Raw genomic sequence first — 21,393 nt, forward strand, 5'->3', positions numbered from 1 at the left:
AAAGTGCAGGCTAAAACCCGCCACCGGTACGGAATCCACCTGCTGATGGTCGGGGCCTCACTGCCCGTCTACCTCTGCCGGAATTGGGAAAGCGCATACCGCCCCCCGGCATACCACAGCCCCCGCCCCAGACCGTACCGCGACCAAACCCCCCTGAACCAAAGCGCGGGTTGGCCTGCCTCTTCTGGTACCGTCGCTGCTGCTCAAGAATTCTCCAGAAAGAATCGCGACTGGCCATACCGCGAAGAAACTCATTCAAAGCCAGCCCAATCACCTCGCTACTCGCAAAACCGGAACCAGCACTATCATAACGCTGCCGTTTGAATTCACGTCTCACCTGTTCCAGCTCAGCCAGCCTTGACTCATGTCTCTTTCGCAGCTCTTTCATCTCGGCTATGGTGTCCGACAGCTCGTCCCTATCTCGATCCCTTTGCAATAGTCTGGCCACGACTTCATCATCTTCCGGATAAGGTGTCGAAAGAGCTGCCAGATGCAAATGCCCCAGCTCCTTGGCCCGCAATTCGCCACTCATATACTCAACTGCATTGCGATACTGCTCATCGTCTCCGGAGGCAAACTCAGCCTTGCGCTGCTCCAGCTGCTCCCTCCGCTGCAGGATGCTCTCACTCTCTTTGTCTATATCTTCCAGAATTTTACGCCCTTTCTCCAATTCGTCATCCAATGCCGTTATGCCATCTTCCTCACGTGCTTTTTTATCCATATCGTGGAGTATCTCATACTCTTTTTCAGCCACGTCACGTAAGGTATCTGCATGATTGCGCAGGCGACCGGGGATCTCCTGAAGCCGAAAGTAGTTTGCTCTTGCCTCACTGTAGCCAATCAAACGGGCGACCCAGCCATCGAGTGCCCGGACAATCCTGCCTGCCTTGTAGTCAGCCATGCCATACCCTTTTTGCCAAAGATACATGAACAGTTGGTCATCACGGTACGGCTGCCCCTTGCTTTCCAACTCCTCTTCGCTCTGGCTTGCCTTGGTCTCGGCGTGAACGGCAATACGCTCTGCTTCGATGGCCTGTGAATGCTGCTTCGCATAGTCCGGGTCGGTGTGCAATCTTGCCTGGGTCTGTTTTTCAGCCTGATCGATTTTCTCTGCAAGTGCATCAACGGCCGCTTCCTGCATCTCGCGTTCTCCAGCTTTCTGGAGCAGCTGGTCGGCAACAGCCGCAAGCGCCGTGTCTATCTCAGCAATTACCATCTCACGCTTTTCAAGAACACCGGCTACTAATTGTTCGGCTCTGTCCAGCTTGCTGTCCACCAGCTCCCTGTTGATCAAATCCACGCGCAACCGTGCAAGCTGCCGGTAGTCTTCCAGGTCCTCTTGTTCAAGCTTGAGTTTTTTTTCCGTCAATTCTGAATTCTGTCGATCAAGCCTCAGGGCATTGTCCCGCTCGCTTACCAATGCCTTTTCAATCGACGCCAATGTCTGTCGCCCACTGATCATAGGGTTTCCCTACCATGAAGTTATGGCTGCACCTGTCGTCTTCATCCTGTACTCAGGTTCAAGATAGCCGCGCCGTTTGACGCCGAACACGTTGTCCTGGATAATGCCATCGTCCAGCTTATCCCGGGCAACATAATCAAACACCTCCTTATCAACCCTCACCCCCCAGGTCATCACCGTCTCGGTTCGACCGGTTTCCTCACTCTGCACCGCCACCGGCACCGGCGAACCGTCTGGCCCGATGGCTTCGACCAGGATGTAGTAATTAAGGGCCGACGTGTTCGCATCCGGCACGCGCCATACCCCCGTTTTCTCGCCCGGTTTATTCACTATCTGCAGGGTATAGATGCTCTGGAGGCGGCTGTTCATCACGTCCATGGACTCAACCAGTTGTTCGGCTCGCTGCTTGTCCCCTGCTTCCAGGGCGGTTTTCGCGCTCTGGTACAGTTCCTCAGCCTTCCTCCGCCCCTCCTTCTCGTCAAATTTTGCCGACTGTTTGATGTCTTTATAGACGGAATCCAGCTTGGTTGGCAGTCCCATACCAGGGGCGACGACCAGATAGTAGTAACAAGCCAGTATCACGCCCACCACAGTAAGGGCACCAAGAACAGCTTTTCCCCACCTGTGCCGGTTTACGTATAGTGTTGCCAGCTTGGTCTGGAAACTCTTTGACGGAGGCTGATAGCTGAATCGGTCATCGCGAAGGGCCTTGACTCCCTCATCGAGGGCCTCGTCCGAGACTTCAATTCCCTGGGCCTTATAGATCTTTCGAAGCCTCTCCTTCAGTTCCTCAGCACGTACATCAGCATTCAGCTCCCGTTCGATGAGACGAGAGCGGTAACGAAGGGTGTCGACAACGTCCATTGCCAGCATCACCTCGTCAAGGGGTTCAGATACAGTCTGCTGCTCACTCATGACGCAGCTGCAGGAGCGACCAGCCCCTTGCCCTCCTCGGCAAGCTGTGCCATTCTGCGCTTACCATCCTCCACAGCCTCTCGTATCTCGTTCGCATTTTCCGTACTTTTCTTGCGCATCTCTTCAATGATAGACTGGCTCTTCACCTGGAAATTCACCACAGAGTCAACGAGTTTCTTCACTGCATCCGCCCGGATGGTCGGCCCATAGCCTGTCTTGATCGCAGCCTCCTGAATCTCACCTCCCACGTCAGCAAGCACCTCAAGAGATTGGCTTACCCCTTCCTTCATCGCCTCAACCGTGCGCGTACTCTCGCTCAGACCGAACATGCCGGTAAAGCTTGCAGTAAGGGCCGTAAGAACGGTTTCATTGGTACTAAAGAAGGTTACAGCCTGGGAGTAGAGCCGCTCCTTGGCATGGTTGGTCTGGTGCAACCGGGCCATGATCACCTCCGAGGTGTTGTAGCTTACTGTCAGGTTATCGGAGAGGTCCTTGGCGAGTTGATACCGTTTGTCCACATCCTGCAGGCTCCTCATCTTCTCATCCCTGGTCATTTCCAATCTGGCCTGCTCTGCGGCATCCCCTCCATCATAGGCGACAACCGCACCCATGGCTTTGTCAACCTCCTCCTTAGCCGCCTGCAGCAACCCTTCCGCCTTATTGAGTATCTCCAGCGCCATTATCTCGCTCTGCTTGACTGCCGCCCGAAAATCCTGATAGGCATTGAGTATGAGGTGTTCGCGCTGTATCTGCTCATTGGTTGATTCCGATACGCTCAGGTACACATCCTTGATCTTGTCAAATCGCGTGGCGATATCGCCCCTGGTCGCCTTCATCCAGATATTGTTGACGCGTTCAAAGGTTGAAACCTTACCGTCTGCCAGTTGGTCCACCATGCTTTTGGCATCGTCTCTGATGGAGTTAAATGATTCAGTTATTTCTTCGTAACGATCGCCTATTTCCATGGCCTGCACCTGCTCTCTGACAATTTCATTGAAAACAGAAGCCTGGCTCAATGTCCGTGTAATGGCGATGACCCTTTCCTCGTCGATGGTGGCTATCTGGTTGAGCAGTGCCACCATTGGGTCGTCCCTGGTTGACGGTTCTTCGGGCAACAGCCCCATATCGCGGACGGTACTCATAGCCTTATCCAGATATTGCATCGGTGTTACATTCATGATTTTTCCCCTCTATTCGTAGATGGCTGATCAGAATCTTCTCGGGTGCAGGAACTCCAGCGACGTGGTTTGCATCACTTGCTGTAGGGAGAAAAGAGATACCTAATCCTAACCCTCGGATAAACCCTATTTCAACTCCAATTATTCAGACGAAGAGGGCAGAAACGCTAATGCTTTAACTTCACTGGGAAGAAGAGGTATCCCAAAATCCAAAAAGAACGGCAAAGGGAGGGGAGCTGGTTTGCAGAACTCCGGGAATTGATAAGAGCAGCTTAAACACCTGACAAACATGCGAACCTAAATTATACCAGCGGATTTCTTCAGGCTCGCAAGTTGCCTCCTAACGAAGCGAGGTTATCGTTATGAATATCATGTCCTCTAGCTCACTGCTGGCAAGAGCAGAGGCGGAAGTACTTCGCACCTTTCAATTGACGAATCAGCATTCACTTACGGGCAATTTCGCCCAACCCATCCTGGAGGAGAAGACCATGCGTAAACTGGATCGAGCATTCGCCCCCTGCCTTATGGCTGTGGTGCTTTTACTTGCCGGCACTGGTTTTGCGACCACCCCGCCGGAAGGAATTATCCACGACGCTGAGCATTATATCCTTGAGGCCCAGCACGGTGAGAAGTGGGCCACAGAAGATACCGAACTCGATGAACGGCTTGCGGAACTCAGGAAAAAATTTGGAACCCCCCCCAACATCATCCATATCATGTGGGACGACACCGCCCTGGGAGAAGTTGGCATCCCGGAAATACAAGCCGTACGTGGCTTTGAAACACCAAACATGAACAGGATGGCCGAAGAGGGTATCAATTTCATGCGCATGTACACAGAACCGGCCTGTACTCCCACCCGCGCCGCCTTCCAGACTGGCCGCTACGCCGTTCGTAGCGGTATGCACACGGTCTCCTTTCCCGTAGAATACTCGGGAATGGATGCTGAAGAAGTCACAATTGCCGAAGTATTGGGCCAGGCCGGTTACGCGACCGCCTTTTACGGAAAATGGCACCTTGGCGACACCGAATTCAGCTATGCTCATAACCAGGGATACGACGAGGCCTTTTTCACGCCGTACAACCAGGTTCCGAGCATGTGGGTGAAAGAAGCTGAATCGGCCAATGTCATTACCGGGCTTTACCCGGAAATGTACGCAACAGATAAGTATGACATTGATAACTCCTGGCAGCCCCGTGGCTCGGTATGGACTCTGGAAGGTACCAAGGATGGCAAGACCAATGAATGGGGTCCCCCTCCTAAAGTGACCAATTACTGGGATATCGAGACAGAGGCACAGAAGAGAACCCTGGCCTTTATTGATAAGAGTGTTGCCGCTAACAAGCCGTTCTTCATTGCCTATCAGCCGATACTGCTCTCCTTTATCCCGGACCCGAGAGATCCGGTCAAGAAAACCGCCAACAAGAACGGTCTCGCTGAGGGGTTGGTAAAAATCGATGCATTCGTTGGAAAACTCTATAAGCATCTGGAAGAAAAAGGTATCGCTGAAAACACCCTGGTCATGGTCATGGCCGATAACGGTCCATTCATTCATTACGGTCCGCGCGGTATGGTGGAAACCCTCTATTCGGGCGGTAAAGGCGATTTTACCGAGGGAGGTGTCAGGGTTCCCTGCCTTGCCACCTGGCCCGGGACAATAGAGCCGAAGCAGATCGTCGGTGACATCCTGCATGTCTCGGACCTGTTCACCACCTTTGCCCGGATAGGCGGAGCGATGGAGTTCATCCCCACGGAACGGGTCATCGACGGTGTCGATCAGACTTCTCTGTTTCTCAACGGCGACGGCTTTAGCCGACGCGATTACGTTATGATCTACCAGGGCCCCAATCTGGCGGCCGGGGTCAAAGGCCGCTTCAAACGAGACTGGAAAAATGCCACTCCAGGCCTGTCAAAGAACGAGTTTTATGATCTATATACCGACCCGAGAGAGCGAACAGGGGAGATGATCGAGCAGTTCCATGTCAAGAGCATGTTCAACCGTCAGCGCCAGCGCCATGAGTTATGGATAGAGAAATACCCCAACCGGCCAGATGCAACCCCTGGTCCGGCCTTGACAGGTATAGAAAATGAACGCCCCGAAACCAGGCAGATCTATACCATACCGGTTGATGTTGAAAAGCTTCCCTTCGATCCTGAAGAGGTCAGCGGACAGCCCCTGCCCTTCTCGACGAGTGATCTGTAACCCCAGCTGTTCTCCAACGGAGTCATCCTGGAAGCAGTCACAATTGCGCGCAGACCTATCCTCTCCCAGCTACTTCATGAGAGAGGATAGATCTGCTGGCAGTAGCCAAGCCAGCCGGTCGGCGGACGGCTATGATGTTTTGCTGAAGTACGGAGCGGTGCTGCCCCGATAGAGGTACAGGTAGCACGTCCATTCTCAACTGGTGCCCATCGCCCCCACCTCTGCACAGTGGAAAAGAGAATGAAACATAACAGAGGAAATTCAACCTGTAGTCTCGATCTCTCCCGCCGACGCTTACTGAAGGCGACAGTGATCACCGCGGGCACGGCCACAGCGCTGGCTCTTCTTGGCGGTAAGCCATCGCCATCATTTGGTGGCACGAAAAAGGGGGACGGCGAGACTCGCCTGCTTATAGGCGGCTACAAATTCGACAGGACAGCAGCGCTGGTCGATGGCAGTATAGAGATTGCCGGATATAACGTTCAATTTGAAGAATCGGGGATTGGCGACCTCAATACCCACGTATTCAGCGGGCCCCAGACACTTGACGTTACCGAAATTGGCCTGCATCCATACATGCTGGCATTTGCCAATGAGGGTTTCCGGCAGTACGCTCTGCTGCCTGTCTTTCCACTGAGGACATTCAGACACAAAAGTGTATTCATCCGCAACGACCGCGGGATAGAAAAACCACAGGATCTACGGGGCAAGAGAGTCGCCACCGCAGGCTATTCCTCCACCTCCCTGACCTGGATCAGGGGGATCTTCAAGGATGAATATGGGGTAGCCCCCGATGAAATAGAGTGGGTCATTTCCGGAAAAGACTCTTCAGCCAAGGAAGCGGGAAAGATCTCCAGACAGGAAAATATCCTTCCCGAGGGCGTTGCCATCAGCATGGGACCGGAAGGCAGGGATGAGTCGGATCTGCTCGAATCCGGGGAGGTTGATGCCTGCTTTCACGCCGCCGAGCCACGGGCCTACCGTCAGGGCCACCCGAACATCCGTCGCCTTTTCACAGACTACAGGTCGGTGGAGCAAAGGTACTTCGCCAAGACCGGCATTTTTCCTATCATGCACGCTGTGGCAATTAAGAGGACTCTGGTGGAAAGCAACCCGGAGATTATCAGGGCTGTGTTTGCTGCCTATTCACAGGCCAAGCACGTCGCCTATGACTACCTTGCCAAACTTGCGCCCTTGATGGACTCCCTGCCCTGGATTGGTCAGGGGTTCGAGGAGACAAAAAAGCTGATGGGGGATAATTTTTATTCTTATGGGATCACGCCCAATCGCAAACCTCTTGAAACCCTCTTTCGTTACTCCCATGAACAAGGGCTGTGCAGCAGAAATCTACAAATTGAGGAAATCTTTGCACCAGGCAGCATTGAATTGACAGAACCATAACCCACCTGATCCCGGCAGAGGTGACGGAGACAATCCCGACGCCACCTCTGCCGAAGGAGAACGCATCTGAATCTATCAAGCTGGCCGGATTCATCCTGTTCAAGCAGCAATCGGAGTGCACCCGTTCTTTAGTAGGCCACGGTGAACTGAATCCAGAATTTCTCGACATCGGCTTTGAACTCATCGGCATCATAGTTTGCATATTTAGCCAGCAAGGTATAGTTCTTACCGAATTTCTTGGTCAGCATCGCATCAAATTCGCTCCCGTAGTCACTGCTGCCGGCATCGGACTCGAAATCGTGGTAGATCAGATCGACCTTGATGCCGGCGATGGTCGCACCCAGCATGCCATAAAAATCCTGCAGACCTTCCGGCGGCACAGTCAGGAACTGGTCCGCCCAGCCGTTGAAGCCGTGATTGGTGCCTAGGGGAGTCTTGAGGGAAACACCGCTGTCGGAGCCCAGGACTTCATAGCCGATCTTGCCGCTGATATTGGTCAGGAACGAATCGCTGTTTGGAGCAGACAGGCCACCGATGAAGTGGAAATAGTCGGCAGAGTAGTCTTCCGGATTGTCCTGGTAATCGCTCTGATAGGCATATTCGGCTGTATAGAGCAGAGCCAGTGACTCTTCCCTCACCGCTCTGCTGCCGTTGAAACGCAGGCCGTAAGTCTGGGTGGAAAAGGCGTATTCAAATGGGCCTGAGTCATCGGCATCGTCATAATCCAGCCAGTACCCGTACCCGCTGAGGGTGCCGATGCCCTCAAAAGAGTACGCCAGGTTCAAGAAGGGGGAGAGCATGTTCACATCTTCGCTGGCAATTGTTCGGACATTCCAGAGAAAACTGGCATTGGCCGAAAAATTTTCGAGCGAAGTGCTGAGCAGATTGACCGCATCAAAGGTCTGCTCCATCTGCCTCCAGCCGACGGCGCCAATGAAACGCTGGTTATCGAGGTTTATTCTCTGGCGTCCCCCCTTGATAACCGTGTCAGGTATGGCCGTGAGGGCGAGCCAGCCCTGGTTGAGTTCTCCCTCAGACGGATCGGCGATTACAGCATACTCTGTTTTGCCGTTGGTCGTGTCATTGTAATCATCCTCAAATACCGGGGTATTGCCTTCAAACTCGGCGAAGGCCTGCAAACTGTACCACACCGGCGTAAGATAGCCGAGACGCAGGCGAATTGGATCGCCACTTGTTGACTGGATGCCATCCTGTTCAACATGCTCAAAACGATACCGCAGGTCGAACGTGACCTGGCCCCAGTCACCTTTTAAGGCATCCTGAATTGATTCGCTGCTGATAGGTCCTGCAGCAGAAGCGGTTTCCATGGCAATGAGTAAAGCCAACAGTGTTCCCCAGCACACGATCCTTGCCATGGACCTTGAGCCCTCAGCACCTCTGGTTGGACATTTCTTCATCTCTTCTCCCCCAACTGTGAATTGAACAAGCCTACCTGCTTCCTCCTTTCCTGCCAGACAAGGAAAAACATCAACACTGCATCACATCAACAATGCCGGTCCACTCCCACCGGAAAACAGAAAACGCAAGCCCCTGGTCGCCAGTTTTTTTCTTCTCTATTCTGTTGCTGCATAAATTGACATAGTCTGAACCCCTTAGGCCTATCACTTATCTTACCCCTGTTCAGTGCTGCCAAACCAATCTTTTTTTGCCAGATTGACACCCGGCCAGTTAATAAATATTTTTTTTCGCAGCGGGCTGAACGCCCTTTCTTTTCTAATACATTCTGCATAGGTGGGTGTCCCTTGACCATGAAGTCAATTTCCTGTGATACAGCAGAATATCAACATATTGCATGACGTATGGCAATTCCAGTCAAGGGAACCGTGCCAACAGCAATCAGTACAGACGTTACCGGATCTGCCTCAAGCGGTAACAGCGTCGGTCACAAGAAGAGCTTTTCCATAACTTCACTTTCGACAGAGATATTGAGCCTAAATGCATCACTGACAACATTGCACTATGACCCAATCAGCAACGCAGAGAGATCTGAAAGAGAAGAGAGCAGACAAGCTGTGATGGATACTGATTATGCTTGCCGGGATTGGCTTCGAATAAAGCGTAATTCAGACAGACAAGGTGATACCCGCACACAAGGGAGGCAGACATGGCTGGTTTTATGGATATCCTTGGATCAATGCTACAACAAGGAATGTCAACATCAAGCGGTTCCCGTATGTCAAACGGATTAGGTGCTGGAAAATCAGGAGGATCCCTGAGCGATATCATGAATGGTCTAAACCAGATGCTCGGTGGCACCCAGACCAGACAGTATCCACAGACTGGAGGAGGCGGTGGGCTGGGTGACATACTCAGCAGTCTTGCCAACAACAAGGCAGCTCTTGGCGGTTTGGGCGCCTTGGCCGGGGCACTGCTTGGAGGAGGGAAAAGTTCTGCCAAGGGCGCGGTAGGAGGAGGTGGGCTGGCGATGCTGGCATCTCTTGCCATGTCAGCTCTACAAAAATCCGGACAATCTCCGCAAGAGACTCCCCGTGCCTTACTGGAACCTCAAACCACCGGGGAACAGTCCGCCCTTGAGCAGGAAGCGGAGATTATTGTCAAGGCCATGATTAACGCAGCCAAGGCCGATGGCGAGATTGATGAGGCTGAAATTCAGAGAATCCTCGGCAAACTCGCCCAGGACGGCTTAACCGAAGAGGAAAGGGAGCTCTTTGTGCAAGAGGCTCGAAAACCGATGAATATTACTGAGGTTGTCGCTTCCGCTGATGGTCAACCTCAAATGGCAGCACAGATATATGCGGCATCCCTTCTTGCCATTGAAGTGGATACACCGGCCGAAGAGCGATACATGCAGCAGTTGGCAGCAGGATTGGGTTTAGGACAACAGGTTACAGCCCATATTGAAAATTCACTTGGGATGTAGCGGTGTCAACAAACTAAAATGATTAGCCCGCAAAACATAACTTCAGAAAATGCGGCAAAGGAGGAGCTATGGGACTGTTATCTTTTGCAAAAAACATTGGAAGCAAACTCTTTTCCAAACCTGAGGAGGCACCGGCTAAAATATCATCACACATCGAAGAGGACAATCCGGGTATCAGTAATCTGGAGGTAGGATTTGATAATGGAGTTGTCACACTAAAGGGTACCCCCTCTTCCCAGGAAGCCCTTGAAAAAGCAGTGTTGATGGCTGGCAATGTCGAGGGTGTGAGCGAGGTTCATTATGAAGAGGTCAAAGGACCAGTTCCCGCAGTTAAGGTTGAATATTACGAGATTGTTTCCGGCGATACGCTTTCCGGCATTGCCAAAAAGCACTATGGCGACGCCTCAAAATATATGCAGATTTTTGAGGCAAATCGGGAAGTGATCAAAGACCCGGATAAAATTTATGTTGGCCAGAAAATACGCATACCTCTTGTGTCCTGATAACCGCCGGACCAGATGATTCAGTCTCCTGATCTGCGACCAGGAGTCTGCCGGAGGCGAGCCATTTTGCCTCAGATCAAGCACGCGAGCATGGCCAGATTCCACCCGAAAAGGCTCAGTCCGACAGACTACTGGCCGCCCCAGCTAATTGACTTCTTGAGGTACGCATATGACAACAAAAAGCATGTTCTCAGATCAAGAGTGGGCGCAATTACTGCAGGCTCCCTTTGCAGCAGGTATGTACATCATAATTGCCGACCCAAGCTTTGTGATCGGCAGCATGAAAGAAGCATTTGCCCTTTCCTCCGGTATCCTGAAAAAGGCCAAGGACAACAACAGCGAACTCTTATCATCGCTTCTTGTTGACTTGCAACAAACGGAGACGATCAAGCAGGCCCAGATCAAGTTTGAGCAAAAAGATATCGCCGCAATGAAAAAAAAGATAACAGACTCCCTGGACGACGCTACCCGGCTCCTGAATCTGAAGGCAACCCCAGAAGAATGCGAGGAAATAAAAAACTGGTTATACGATCTCAGCGTAAAAACAGCCAATGCAGCAAAAGAAGGTGGTTTTCTTGGCTTTGGGGGAACCAGGGTTACAGAAAATGAAACAATCGCATTACAGGAAATTTCCCGCTGCCTTGGTATAACAGCTTGAAACTATAGCGGACGAAAAAAATGGTGCTTCCGGCAACAGTCACCTGACCAAAAGCTAAAGGATCTCGGCTCCGTTACTCGTTCTGATAGCAGGGGTGCGCCGACAACTTCGTAGACAACCTTTAAAAACGTGTTGCCCCAAACTTGACAGGTTGTCCCATCTCAACTCCTATATTGACACCCTTCCGCTCCAAAATCTGGGATTTTTTCAAAATCCCAGATTCTTCGAATCGTTATCTTCGGGCAAAATGGCCTTGATCACACTTTGGGTGCACTTCACCTCCACGCTATACCACTCCTTAAACAACCCCTGCAAGGATCTGCTTTCATACGTGCCTATAACTTCAAGTATTGTCTCAATGCAGAAAGTGAAGAGATTCATGACCGAAGCTAAGCTGGTGTAAAAAAAAAACAGACATGCTACCGGTCAAAAGCATGCAGGGACTGTCTGCATTAGAGCAGGTCTGGTAACAAGGTTCCGCAGCAGCGTAAAACATACTTAAGCTATTGTTTTCAATATTTTTAAAAATTAAAAACAGGTGATCATCTCCCCCTAATTGATTCGCTCCCACTACCTGAAATCACGAGTAATTATCAGCAACTCGCGCCAACTGGTGATGAAACTTGTGGAAAAAATCCTCTTTTTTTACTTATTGCGTTTGCCAACTCTATCTTTTCCTGTAAAATTACCCAGTATTTACAGTAAGTCAGACCCTGACCACTCCTTCTGGTTGAGTAGAAGCACCTCCATGGAAGGGTGTTGAACGGGTCAAATCTTTCTGAGCTTCACGGGGTAATCAGGGGGGCTTGTACATATATGACACCCGTGTAAAACAGCACGCCATCTAGGAGAATAGCATGCGTAATCAAAAATTTACACTCGCCCTACTGGGAATCATCCTGCTCACTGTCTTTTGTGCAAGCGCAAACGCCAATACGGTCAGATGGACCACAGGTGGTAAGCAGGTGTATCTGGTAAGAAAGGCGGATAACTTTATTGTTCTTTACGATAGATCCGGCTCAATGGCGGAAAAGTACGCCGACACCATCATGACCAAGATTCAGGCCGAACGTAAGATTCTCCTGGAAAAAAATGCCACTCTCCCGGACATGGACTGGCAGGCTGGCATCTACTCGTTCACCCCGGATACACAGTTGACTAATCTGGTTGAACATTACCCGATGCAACAGTATGACAAAAAAATGTTCAGCTGGCGCCTGATCAAGATGCCACTTGAACCTGCAGGATCAACCATGCTGCAGCCAGGACTTATGGAACTGGACAAAATTCTGGCGACGCTGACCGGTAAGACAGTAATCTTCCTGTTCACCGATGGCCAATACACCTCAAAAGGGACCCTGGCCAGCCCGAAAGCTCTGGCCAGAAAAATAACCTCCAGCCATGACGCCTGTTTCGTGGTCATGGATACCGGCGCCAACGCAGATGAAATTGCAACAATCGACGCGCTCGCTTCCGCATCTGAGTGCTCGTACAAAGTACCGTTTGAAAACCTGCTCGGAAACCCGGAGTGGATGACCAATGCCCTTTTTGATGTGGTGGAAGTTGAATCAAGCGAAAGCACCGAAATGGACAATCCGTTCGGTGAAGATGCAATCAGGGGATACGTCTGGGACAACACACTGTTTGATTTCGATAAAGCCACAATCAGGCGAGAGTTCCGTGACTCATTGCAGGAAGCTGGCGAGTTCCTGCGAAATAACCCTGATACCCGCATCGTTCTCGAGGGTCATACCGACAATGTCGGTTCCCGCGATTACAACATGAAGCTTTCCCACAAGCGTGCTGCCGCAGTTCGTGACTACCTGATACGTGATGAGGGAATTGACCCTGCCCGCATCACCCTGAGCGGCTTTGGATTCAGTGCCCCTGTTGCTTCCAACGACACCGAGACAGGTCGTGCCCTGAACAGGCGCGTACAGGGAATTATCACCGGTATCTAAGCTCCACAACACGTGCCAACAGGCCGCCAGCAACACATGGCCTGTCCGGTTACAGTTAAAAAGCCTTCAGCAATGTCTCAATTGCTGAAGGCTTTCTTTTTTTTGCCAAATAAAGCTCTGCCGGTCTGTCATCCTCAAAAAAACACCAACCGACCCGGATGACCGGCAATATATCCAAGTCATTCAGAAAATCTGATCATTCAGGCCTTCGGCCTGCCAGCCCCACCACAACAGCCGTTGTTTTCCCCCTCCTATAGCTTAACTTCTTAGCATTTCCAATATACCCTATCCACTATCTGTATCTTTTTCATGTGTGGGCCAGGCGCTCCAGGGAGATATATTCATGACTCTGCAAATTCCAGTGAGCTGGGGAGAACTTTCAGACAAAATGTCCATTCTGAGAATCAAGATGGAAAAGATCACCGACCAGAGCAAACTGATCAATATAGACCATGAGCTAACACTACTGGAGCAATGTCGAGCCAAAGCGGAGGAATCGGATCAACTTCTGCAGTATGAGCGGGAATTGAAACAGGTTAACCAAAAGCTCTGGGAAATTGAGGACGATATTCGCATCTGTGAAAAGAACGCAGACTTTGGTTTGCAATTCATCGAACTGGCCAGAGCTATCTACAAGACCAACGACAAAAGAGCTGGTTTAAAATACAAAATCAACCTGCTACTCTGCTCTGAAATTATCGAAGAAAAATCCTACGAGGATTATAGCAGAGATGAGTAGTTCTCAGCAGTCCGGCAACAAACCTGGCAACATCCTTATTATCAAACTCGGGTCCCTGGGCGATATAGTTATGGCTGAGGGTGCGATACATGATATACGCCTGCACCATACTGATGCGAAAATTTCTGTAATGACCACCCTGCCATACCAGAAAATGTTCAGCCGCTGCCCATGGGTGAATGACGTTATCATCGATCCGCGAGAGCCACGGTACCGGCTTGACCAAATGATCACCCTGCGAAACAGGCTTAGAAAATACAACTACGATTTCGTCTATGATCTGCAACGGGCTGGCCGCACCAGTTTTTACTACACCTGGGTCTGGGGACGATCAGTCCCCTGGGTCGGCAAAGCCAAAGGCTGCCAATACCACACTGAACGAATTCCTGGTGCCGCGGCTATGGACACCCTCGCCCTGTCCCTGCGAAATGCCGGCGTTCAAACTGCGTATACGTTGCAGAGTAACGTAGACTGGATGGTCGATGAAGTTGACGGCATACTCAGCAGCTACAACCTCAAGAATCAGGACTACGTGGTACTTATTCCTGGCTGCTCGGCGGGCCACCCACAAAAAAGATGGCCCCATTATGCAGAACTGGCCGATCACCTCATCGCCCTGGGCTTGCGCGTTGTCACAGCCCCTGGTCCCGATGAGGTTGAGCTTTGCCAATCGATCCCAGGTGATATGCTCCTCTATCAAGACAAATTTCTCGACTATTTCAAACTCGCCGGTATCTTGCAGCAAGCGGCATATATTATCGGCAACGACACTGGACCAACCCACATTGGTGCCCATCTCAGAAAACGGGGTCTGGCCCTCTTCAGCGACCATGTCCCGCCCGCCCAAACCGGCATTCAACACACACTGTTCAATTGGCTGGAGGCAGACTCCCTGGAAGATCTTTCTGTGGAAACGGTCCTGAACTCCGTGAAAGCAAATCTGAATCTTTAAGATCTGCAATTCACCTTCAATTTCTGAAAAAACGACCACACTTACACAGCCAATACCTACCGAACTCCAACACTGCCAGCTCCCAGGACAACGTTTTCGTTATACTGCCAAATAGTATCCACGCATTTGAACGTATTATTGTAATAATTCGCTCAAACCGGAGTATGCTGCCCCTCTTTTCAGCTCTGCTACACAGGAGTATTCTCTTTAACAGAAAGGACTTGTGCCAACATCTTCAAAATGTTAGGCTTTAGATTCACTTCCCATCTTACCTGCTCGGGAAAACGGCGCAATCGCCTATAAAATAAGAGAATAAATTACTGAAGACATGGTCTTTAGCACATCGATATTCCTCTTCATTTTTCTGCCTGTTGTGCTTGCCGTCTATATGGTAGCAGGCCCCCGCCTGCGCAATATAACCCTACTTGTATCAAGTTTATTTTTCTATGCCTGGGGCGAACATATTTTTGTGTTCCTCATGCTCGGCTCGATTGTGATCAACTGGCTTTTTGGCCTACTTATCGGCGTATTCAGGAATAATGGCAATTCAGGCAGGTTACCGCTCTTTTTTGGTGTAGGTGCAAATCTCGGCCTGCTTGGTCTGTTCAAATATGCCAATTTCTTCATCGCCAACCTCAATCCGCTCCTGCTGAAATTTCAGTTGGCACCCATTGAGCTGGAAGAAGTACACTTGCCGATCGGCATCTCTTTTTTCACATTTCAAGCTATATCGTATCTGGTCGACGTCTATCGGCTTGAAGCGAAGCCCCAGAAAAACCTCATTCAAATGGCGCTTTATATTTCACTCTTTCCACAGCTTATTGCCGGCCCCATCATTCGGTACAAAGACATCGCCGGCCAAATCGCAAACCGCGCTATCAAACTCGACCACCTCGTTAACGGCATCCAGAGATTCATCATAGGGCTTGGCAAAAAAGTGTTGCTCGCCAATGTACTTGGCCGTACTGCGGATCATATATTTTCCCTTCCTGCCGATGCACTTTCTGCAGATCTGGCCTGGCTCGGAGCTGTCAGCTATATGCTGCAAATATATTTTGATTTTTCAGGATACTCAGATATGGCCATAGGTCTTGGCCTGATGTTTGGCTTTCGCTTTGCGGAAAATTTCAATCTGCCATATTCCGCAGTCTCCATTCGCGAATTCTGGCAACGTTGGCATATTTCACTTTCCACCTGGTTCAGGGATTATCTTTATATTCCCCTGGGGGGCAGTAAAAGAGGGGCACTTACAACATATCGCAATCTCGTCATCGTTTTTCTTCTCTGCGGTCTCTGGCATGGAGCCAGCTGGACTTTTATCGCCTGGGGGCTTTACCACGGGGTGTTTTTAGTATTAGAGAGAAATTTTTTCATCTCACTGGTGCTGGGGAGGTTACCCCGGCCTCTGCAACATCTTTACGTGCTGACGGTCGTTCTTTGCGGCTGGGTGCTTTTCAGGGCAGAGTCCCTGCCCCATGCAGGAAACTTTCTGCTGGCAATGATCACCTTTACAACTCCTGCGTATTTCGACTCGCAACTGTACATGTTTCTCAACAATGAGTTTTATCTGGCGCTGACTATCGCTATTGTCGCCTCGACACCGGTTCTCTCAAAACTCCGGCACATGCTGACTCAGCTGGAAAACGAGCCGCAGACCGGCACAACCATCATCCGCTCGATCTCCTCTGTCTGCACTGCCGGCTTTCTAAGCTGCACCTTTCTTTACGCCATCGCTTCCATCATCGGAGGCGATTATAACCCCTTTCTCTATTTCAGGTTCTGACCAGGTGAATTATGAAAAAGCACACCAGATCATCACCCGAAGTATTGAAACGAGTAATCGGCCTTGCCCTCCTGATCTCGGCCTTCTGCCTGATCGGTATCCACTCGAAACTCCGGTCCGATTTTGCTGACTCAGACTGGCAGTCAATTGTTACCAGGGTAGGGATTATTCTCGTTGTCTCGACTATCGTTGCATTCAGGCTAAAATCCCTGTTCGACCAGCAACATGGTAAACCTTATGCTCCACAAAGTTACGGCAGATTTTTTGTATCTCTGCTCTTCTTCTCGGTACTCTTCTTCCCACTGATATCACAAACTTCCCATCTCCAGAAAGGTGCTTTCGACATTACAAAAGCGATCTTCTATTCCTGCAACAAAGATCTCCCAACTACTGTCGGCACTGTTCTCAAGGAATTTCCTGACAGATATAAAGACTACATCTCTAATGATTCACAGTTGAACAACCTGCTTATTCACCTCAACTCCTATGTGAAAATTTATGGCCTTGGTGTCTCGCCAAATGACATGATCGCTCTCGGCAAAAACGGTTTTTACTTCGAAGGATCAGCAGAAAGGAAGGTTGAACGAAACATCCGGGAGCATTTCGACAATATTGCTGATTATATGGGCCAAATACCTTTTACAGAGGCTGATCTGCGCCAATGGAAGCGTATTCTTGAAGAGCGTAAATACTGGTTGAAGGAAAGAGGAGTTGACTACGCCTTTGTCCTTGCCCCATCGAAAGCCCTGGTGTATCAGGAGTACCTGCCCACTCCGTTACAGATGACTGACAGCAAGCGTAACAGGTATATGCAACTCTCAGCATATTTGCAGGAATACGCCGATATTCACTTTATAGATACCCTGCCACCTCTCCTTGAGGCCAAACGGGAAAGGAAATATCCGCTGCTCTATTACAAAACAGACTGGCACTGGAACTACTATGGCGCATTCATTGCCTACCAGACCATCATCGGTGAACTGAGAGACATGCTGCCCCACCACGAACTTACCTCCCCCGACCTCTCTGATTTTGAACTATCGGTGAGAAAAGGATGGGCCCACAGAAAATTCATGGACCTGCTTGGGCTTCCCGTTCAGCTCCACAAAAATGAGCATTACGTAGTCATGAAACCCAAAAAGGGCGGTTCATATGACGATGCAAAGCATATTCCCAGGGATGGTATCAAGGATGTTTACCCCCAAAAATATACCTTGAAAGCAGATGATGGGGATACCATGCAGATACGACTTGTTCAAAACCCGAACGCACCGATAGATTCAATCCTGATACTGGGTGATTCTTTTCTTGAAATGTGCGTTCTCTATTTCAGCGGCAACGCGAAGCGTGTCTTGAACTATCGAACAATTATTAATTTCCCAGCCTATATTTTCAAATTTGAACAGCCCGATATAGTTGTTCAGGGATTGTTGAACATGTACCTGCTCAGGCCGCCACCAGAGAATCCTGCTGAGTTTCAGAAAAGTTACATGAGAGGTAAGTTTTACGAAAATGGCAACAACGTAGTGACACGCAGAAGCGGTGAAGATTTCAGGGTTCACTTCAGGAACAGACAGCGTTTTTATGAGATCCTTTTCTCCCATGCAAACCGAGTTGGTCCCCAGGAAGTTCAGATAGCCAAAGTCGGGATCGAGGCCCAACAGAAAGGACAGGTTCAATTTCAATTTTTCGATCAGGATAGCAGTGTTATCAAAACCATGTTGCTCAAAGTGGATAGAGGCCACAACGACCTTTATGTAGAGCTTCCCACTGGCATTATCAGCAAGCTCAGCTGCACCGAGTATGGTTCAGCAGCCAGTATAATACCCCGGAATTTCGAGTTACGCAGCGACCTGCCGATACGGGGTATAGCGCAACATCGCCTGATACCCTAAGGGCTGCGCCAATTTGCTGTACAACAAGACCTTTATTCTGGTACTCTTTCCTCCTTTTAGTGCATAGTGTATTTTTATTGTTTGTTGTCTTTACCGGTTCCCTTCAGCCCATTTCGCACCCGAATCCAATATGCAGGCAGAATTACGAGAAATACGGGATTTTCTATCCCTACACCGACCCTTCAAAACACTTTCGGATGAGCTGCTGACCAAAGCCTCACAAGGCATCGAAATATCTTATTTTCGCTCTGGGGCAATGATTCACAGCTATGGCGATCCGATATACGATCTGCATATCATTCGCAGTGGCGCGGTGGAGGTATACCGACGAAACGGCGCACTCTACAACCGGCTCGATGACGGAGACATTTTCGGCCAGATGGGCTTATTAATGAACAATAAAGTTCGTTTTCCCGCCAAAGCGATCGAGGACTCCCTCATTTACTGCCTGCCGGAAGATGTTTTCAATGAACTTTGCCAGCTGGACGAAGGTTTTTCGGATTTTGTTGAAACAGAAGATACAGCCCGCCTCCACCAGGCACTCTCCACCCGGGTGGATGCCAATGACCTCACAACCTCCAAAGTCAAATCCCTCCTCTACCGTGAACCTTTGATGCTCACCAAGGATGAGACCATCCAGACAGCCGCCCGGACCATGACTGAGGAGAATGTTACCGCAGTGCTGATTACTGATCCTGAATCTGCCGCAGCTACAGAAGACGATGAGGATCAGGCCCACTTTGTCGGTATTCTCACCGACCGCGATCTCTGCACCAAGGTGCTGGCCAATGGCCTCTCCTTTGATATCCCTGTCAGCGAGGTGATGTCCACGGAGCTGATCTCACTTGATAACAATGCCTACGTTTATGAGGCAATGCTCTTGATGCTCAGGAATAATGTCGCACATCTTCCTGTATTGAAAAAGAAATATCCAGTAGGCATACTTGAGATGGCTGATATCGTGCGCTACGAATCGCAAAACAGCCTACTGCTGGTAAGCAGTATTTTTCAACAGTCCACCTGCGAGGAGTTAATCACACTCGGCAACGATGTTCGAGACTGTTTTGTACGCATGGTCAACGAAGATGCCAACTCACACATGATCGGCAGTGCCATGTCTGTTATCGGACGAAGCTTCATTCAGAGACTGGCTGAACTCGCCGAGGAACAATATGGCCCCGCACCGGTTCCCTACTGCTTCATCACCCTGGGTTCCATGGCACGGGACGAACAACTGATTGTAACAGATCAGGATAATGCCTTGATCCTTGATGAAAGCTACGATGCTGCCGAACATGACGAATACTTTGCCAATTTCAGCAAATTCATCTGTGACGGGCTTGATGCATGTGGATACGCCAATTGTGAAGGCGGCATTATGGCAACTAATCCTGAATGGCGTAAAACCAGGAGAGAATGGGAGGAGTGCTTTGCTGACTGGATCGACAACCCGAAACCACGGGCGCTCCTCAACAGCTGTATATTTTTCGACCTTGATGGAGTTCATGGCCGGCTCAAATGGGCAGAACAACTCAACAGTTTTATCAACCGCAGGGCACGTCGTAACATCCGCTTCCTCGCCTGTCTCGCCAGAAATGCCCTGAACCGCACGCCGCCACTGGGCTTTTTCAAAAACTTTGTCATGGAAAAGGACGGACGTCACCGCAATTCCCTCAACCTTAAAAGAAGAGGTACCGCTCCGCTTGCCGATATCATCAGGGTGCATGCCCTTGCTGTCGGTTCCCGCTCCCAGAACTCTTTTGAACGCTTAGACGATATCATTGAAGCCGGCATTCTTCCCCAGGGACGAGGCCCCGACCTGCGTGATGCCATGGAGTTTATCTCTCTGGTTCGTATCAGGCACCAGGCTAAAGATGTAGAAGAAAACGTCGAGCCGGATAACAACGTAGAACCGGAGAATATGTCTGAATTTGAGCGGCGCCACCTCAAAGAAGCCTTCCAGATACTGAGCAATGCCCAGAATTTCCTGAAATACCGATACCAGGCCAATCAATTCGCCTGATCCCTGGACAAATGATGTTTCCTCTTCGAAAATCTCAACGTTCTCAACTCAGCTGGTCTAAAATCATCAGCAATCGTCTCGATATTGCACAAGATGATCGCCTTCGCGATTTTTACCAGCTCAGCATAATTGATCCTGATATCCCTCTTAGCCAGGTCACCTTTGTTGCCCTCGACTTCGAAACAACAGGCCTCAATCCCAAAAAACACGATATCGTGAGCATTGGGCTGATCCCGTTTACTCTCAGGCGCATCTTCTGCCGCAATGCGGGATATTGGTTGGTTCAACCACGTAAACCACTGGGGGAGGAATCGGTTGTTATCCATGGGATTACCCACTCGGATATAGACGAAGCCCCGGATCTTAAACGCATCCTCGATGATGTGCTGGAGGCGATGGCAGGCAAGATAACCATTGCCCACTTTCACCGTATTGAACGCGAATTTTTCGATAACGCGCTTAAAGCCAGAATCGGCGAGGGAATCCGTTTTCCTATTATCGACACCATGGAGATTGAGGCAAAAATCCAGGAAAAGGAAAATGGCGGCATCCTCAATCGCCTGCGAGGCCGGCACCCACTCTCAATCCGCCTGGCTGAGAGCCGCAGCCGCTACGGTCTGCCCCCCTACCAGATGCACCATGCCCTGAGTGACGCCATGGCGACCGCCGAGCTTTTTCAGGCACAGATAGCCTATCACTATTCGCCGGAGACGACGTTGGGGGAATTGTGGGTGTGAACTAACGTGGGACGTGGGACGTGGGACGTGGGACGTGGGACGTGGGACGTGGGACGTGGGACGTGGGACGTGGGACGTGG

16 protein-coding genes are annotated in these 21,393 nt (G+C 50.3%); 12 read left to right on the top strand and 4 right to left on the bottom strand.

Annotated elements, in window-relative coordinates; all coding sequences use genetic code 11:
• Nucleotides 1-10: 10 nt before the first annotated feature.
• The 3 genes from ACN5NT_RS22525 to ACN5NT_RS22535 are packed head-to-tail and all read right to left on the bottom strand — an operon-like array spanning nucleotide 11 to nucleotide 3,555.
• Nucleotides 11-1,462, bottom strand: coding sequence for a hypothetical protein (locus ACN5NT_RS22525; protein ID WP_419176964.1), 1,452 nt, complete (start codon nucleotides 1,460-1,462; stop codon nucleotides 11-13).
• A 9-nt stretch (nucleotides 1,463-1,471) separates the two neighbouring features.
• A complete protein-coding gene (locus tag ACN5NT_RS22530) occupies nucleotides 1,472-2,377 on the bottom strand; it encodes a DUF6384 family protein (protein ID WP_419176965.1) in 906 nt (301 codons plus the stop codon).
• Nucleotides 2,374-3,555 (bottom strand): cell surface protein, encoded by a 1,182-nt coding sequence (locus tag ACN5NT_RS22535; RefSeq protein ID WP_419176966.1) that lies wholly within the window; start codon nucleotides 3,553-3,555, stop codon nucleotides 2,374-2,376. Before ACN5NT_RS22535 ends, ACN5NT_RS22530 begins: the two co-directional genes overlap by 4 nt.
• A gap of 362 nt (nucleotides 3,556-3,917) precedes the next feature.
• On the opposite strand from ACN5NT_RS22535, the gene ACN5NT_RS22540 reads away from it, so the two are divergent.
• On the top strand, nucleotides 3,918-5,759 hold the full coding sequence (locus ACN5NT_RS22540; protein ID WP_419176967.1) for a sulfatase-like hydrolase/transferase: 1,842 nt from the start codon (nucleotides 3,918-3,920) through the stop codon (nucleotides 5,757-5,759).
• 240 nt (nucleotides 5,760-5,999) lie between these two features.
• Nucleotides 6,000-7,160 carry an ABC transporter substrate-binding protein gene (locus ACN5NT_RS22545; RefSeq protein WP_419176968.1) on the top strand — a complete coding sequence of 387 codons (1,161 nt, stop codon included), beginning with the start codon at nucleotides 6,000-6,002 and terminating at the stop codon, nucleotides 7,158-7,160.
• Between the two features lie 128 nt (nucleotides 7,161-7,288).
• On the opposite strand, the gene ACN5NT_RS22550 is transcribed toward ACN5NT_RS22545, so the two are convergent.
• Nucleotides 7,289-8,578 (bottom strand): alginate export family protein, encoded by a 1,290-nt coding sequence (locus ACN5NT_RS22550; RefSeq protein ID WP_419176969.1) that lies wholly within the window; start codon nucleotides 8,576-8,578, stop codon nucleotides 7,289-7,291.
• A gap of 776 nt (nucleotides 8,579-9,354) precedes the next feature.
• On the opposite strand from ACN5NT_RS22550, the gene ACN5NT_RS22555 reads away from it, so the two are divergent.
• From ACN5NT_RS22555 to ACN5NT_RS22600, 10 genes are all read left to right on the top strand, one after another.
• Entirely contained in the window at nucleotides 9,355-10,062 is a 708-nt protein-coding gene (locus tag ACN5NT_RS22555; RefSeq protein ID WP_419176970.1) for a tellurite resistance TerB family protein, read from the top strand.
• A 68-nt stretch (nucleotides 10,063-10,130) separates the two neighbouring features.
• Nucleotides 10,131-10,565, top strand: coding sequence for a peptidoglycan-binding protein LysM (gene lysM, locus ACN5NT_RS22560; RefSeq protein ID WP_419176971.1), 435 nt, complete (start codon nucleotides 10,131-10,133; stop codon nucleotides 10,563-10,565).
• Nucleotides 10,566-10,734: 169 nt separating this feature from the next.
• Nucleotides 10,735-11,223: a hypothetical protein gene (locus ACN5NT_RS22565; protein WP_136799872.1), complete on the top strand. Its 489-nt coding sequence runs from the start codon at nucleotides 10,735-10,737 to the stop codon at nucleotides 11,221-11,223.
• An 857-nt stretch (nucleotides 11,224-12,080) separates the two neighbouring features.
• Nucleotides 12,081-13,184 (top strand): OmpA family protein, encoded by a 1,104-nt coding sequence (locus ACN5NT_RS22570; RefSeq protein ID WP_136799871.1) that lies wholly within the window; start codon nucleotides 12,081-12,083, stop codon nucleotides 13,182-13,184.
• A gap of 343 nt (nucleotides 13,185-13,527) precedes the next feature.
• Nucleotides 13,528-13,923 (top strand): DUF6165 family protein, encoded by a 396-nt coding sequence (locus tag ACN5NT_RS22575; RefSeq protein ID WP_419176972.1) that lies wholly within the window; start codon nucleotides 13,528-13,530, stop codon nucleotides 13,921-13,923.
• Nucleotides 13,916-14,875, top strand: a complete 960-nt coding sequence (locus ACN5NT_RS22580; protein WP_419176973.1) for a glycosyltransferase family 9 protein — start codon at nucleotides 13,916-13,918, stop codon at nucleotides 14,873-14,875. Before ACN5NT_RS22575 ends, ACN5NT_RS22580 begins: the two co-directional genes overlap by 8 nt.
• Nucleotides 14,876-15,203: 328 nt before the next feature.
• Nucleotides 15,204-16,658: an MBOAT family O-acyltransferase gene (locus ACN5NT_RS22585; protein ID WP_419176974.1), complete on the top strand. Its 1,455-nt coding sequence runs from the start codon at nucleotides 15,204-15,206 to the stop codon at nucleotides 16,656-16,658.
• A gap of 11 nt (nucleotides 16,659-16,669) precedes the next feature.
• Nucleotides 16,670-18,553, top strand: coding sequence for an alginate O-acetyltransferase AlgX-related protein (locus tag ACN5NT_RS22590; protein WP_419176975.1), 1,884 nt, complete (start codon nucleotides 16,670-16,672; stop codon nucleotides 18,551-18,553).
• Nucleotides 18,554-18,683: 130 nt separating this feature from the next.
• The gene (locus ACN5NT_RS22595) at nucleotides 18,684-20,576 is read left to right on the top strand and encodes a DUF294 nucleotidyltransferase-like domain-containing protein (RefSeq protein WP_419176976.1); all 1,893 of its coding nucleotides are present in this window, start codon (nucleotides 18,684-18,686) and stop codon (nucleotides 20,574-20,576) included.
• 11 nt (nucleotides 20,577-20,587) lie between these two features.
• Nucleotides 20,588-21,313: a 3'-5' exonuclease gene (locus tag ACN5NT_RS22600; protein WP_419176977.1), complete on the top strand. Its 726-nt coding sequence runs from the start codon at nucleotides 20,588-20,590 to the stop codon at nucleotides 21,311-21,313.
• Nucleotides 21,314-21,393 lie beyond the last annotated feature (80 nt).

The organism is Desulfosediminicola sp., assembly GCF_048381775.1.
Classification (GTDB): Bacteria; Desulfobacterota; Desulfobulbia; order Desulfobulbales; family Desulfocapsaceae; genus Desulfopila; species Desulfopila ganghwensis.

Excerpts from the sequence above, each read along its gene's own strand:
- ACN5NT_RS22525 (WP_419176964.1), bottom strand. The coding sequence starts at position 1,462 with ATGATCAGTGGGCGACAGACATTGGCGTCGATTGAAAAGGCATTGGTA.
- ACN5NT_RS22530 (WP_419176965.1), bottom strand. The coding sequence starts at position 2,377 with ATGAGTGAGCAGCAGACTGTATCTGAACCCCTTGACGAGGTGATGCTG.
- ACN5NT_RS22535 (WP_419176966.1), bottom strand. The coding sequence starts at position 3,555 with ATGAATGTAACACCGATGCAATATCTGGATAAGGCTATGAGTACCGTC.
- ACN5NT_RS22540 (WP_419176967.1), top strand. The coding sequence starts at position 3,918 with ATGAATATCATGTCCTCTAGCTCACTGCTGGCAAGAGCAGAGGCGGAA.
- ACN5NT_RS22545 (WP_419176968.1), top strand. The coding sequence starts at position 6,000 with ATGAAACATAACAGAGGAAATTCAACCTGTAGTCTCGATCTCTCCCGC.
- ACN5NT_RS22550 (WP_419176969.1), bottom strand. The coding sequence starts at position 8,578 with ATGAAGAAATGTCCAACCAGAGGTGCTGAGGGCTCAAGGTCCATGGCA.
- ACN5NT_RS22555 (WP_419176970.1), top strand. The coding sequence starts at position 9,355 with ATGTCAAACGGATTAGGTGCTGGAAAATCAGGAGGATCCCTGAGCGAT.
- lysM (WP_419176971.1), top strand. The coding sequence starts at position 10,131 with ATGGGACTGTTATCTTTTGCAAAAAACATTGGAAGCAAACTCTTTTCC.
- ACN5NT_RS22565 (WP_136799872.1), top strand. The coding sequence starts at position 10,735 with ATGACAACAAAAAGCATGTTCTCAGATCAAGAGTGGGCGCAATTACTG.
- ACN5NT_RS22570 (WP_136799871.1), top strand. The coding sequence starts at position 12,081 with ATGCGTAATCAAAAATTTACACTCGCCCTACTGGGAATCATCCTGCTC.
- ACN5NT_RS22575 (WP_419176972.1), top strand. The coding sequence starts at position 13,528 with ATGACTCTGCAAATTCCAGTGAGCTGGGGAGAACTTTCAGACAAAATG.
- ACN5NT_RS22580 (WP_419176973.1), top strand. The coding sequence starts at position 13,916 with ATGAGTAGTTCTCAGCAGTCCGGCAACAAACCTGGCAACATCCTTATT.
- ACN5NT_RS22585 (WP_419176974.1), top strand. The coding sequence starts at position 15,204 with ATGGTCTTTAGCACATCGATATTCCTCTTCATTTTTCTGCCTGTTGTG.
- ACN5NT_RS22590 (WP_419176975.1), top strand. The coding sequence starts at position 16,670 with ATGAAAAAGCACACCAGATCATCACCCGAAGTATTGAAACGAGTAATC.
- ACN5NT_RS22595 (WP_419176976.1), top strand. The coding sequence starts at position 18,684 with ATGCAGGCAGAATTACGAGAAATACGGGATTTTCTATCCCTACACCGA.
- ACN5NT_RS22600 (WP_419176977.1), top strand. The coding sequence starts at position 20,588 with ATGATGTTTCCTCTTCGAAAATCTCAACGTTCTCAACTCAGCTGGTCT.